Source organism: Nodosilinea sp. AN01ver1, from assembly GCF_050565655.1.
In the GTDB taxonomy this organism is placed as follows: Bacteria; Cyanobacteriota; Cyanobacteriia; order Phormidesmidales; family Phormidesmidaceae; genus Nodosilinea.
The window spans coordinates 1-928 of sequence record NZ_JBNXVS010000140.1 but is presented as its reverse complement, the minus strand read 5'-3'; the positions used below and the strand labels follow the sequence as shown (position 1 = coordinate 928).

The following is a 928-nucleotide window of genomic DNA, read 5'->3' as shown; positions in this document are numbered from 1 at the left end:
GCTTGCCAGTGTCTTTGCCAATCAGGCGCAGAGTGCGTCGAGCTATAAGCGCCTGACCCGCTTCTTTCGCAGCTTTGCCGTTGACTTCGACGACATCGCGCGAGCGGTAGCGAGTTGGAGTCAGATACCTGAGCCCTGGACGTTGAGTCTAGACCGCACTAACTGGTGTTTCGGCACCGTCAACATCAACATTTTGATGCTCGGGATTGTCTATGAGGGGGTGGCCTTTCCGGTGATGTGGACGATGCTCGACAAGCGTGGCAACAGTAACAGTGACGAGCGCATCGACCTGCTGGAGCGCTTTGGGCGAGTCTTTCCCGACGCCCAGATTCATTGTTTGACAGGGGACCGAGAGTTTGTGGGTAAGGAGTGGTGTAGCTTCTTGCTGCTGCCAAAGGCCATACCCTTTCGGCTTCGGCTCAGGCATAGCGACCGCATCAGTTCCCGCTCCGGAAAGAGCCGCCAACAAGGCGAACGGGTCTTTGCCAACCTGACGGTGGGTGAGCAGCGGGTGCTCCCGGGCAAGCGCTGGGTGTGGGGTCGCCGGGTCTACGTCGTCGCGACTCGGCTTGAGGATGGTGAGCTTCTAATTCTCGCCACTAACCATCGCCCTAAGACAGCACTGGCAGACTACCGCTTACGGTGGGGCATTGAGACGCTCTTCGCGGCGCTGAAAAGTCGAGGTTTCAACCTTGAATCAACCCATTTTTGCCACGCCGAGCGCCTCAGTAAACTCATCGCACTACTGGCGGTGGCCTTCTGTTGGGCCATGCTCTCCGGGCTCTGGCAACACCAGCAGCAGCCGATTCCGCTAAAGTCACATGGGCGAAGGGCCAAGAGTCTATTCCGGCTTGGCTGTGACTTCCTGCGGCGTATCTCCTGCGATCTCACCTTGCGCCGCACTGAGTTCAATCAGGCGCTCCAACTT

Annotated in this window: 1 protein-coding gene; it reads left to right on the top strand. The window is 58.2% G+C overall.

Features of this window, described 5'->3' with window-relative positions:
• Window positions 1–928, top strand: a 928-nt coding sequence (locus ACQ4N7_RS30325; RefSeq protein ID WP_430715138.1) for an IS4 family transposase, incomplete at both ends; no start/stop codon positions are given.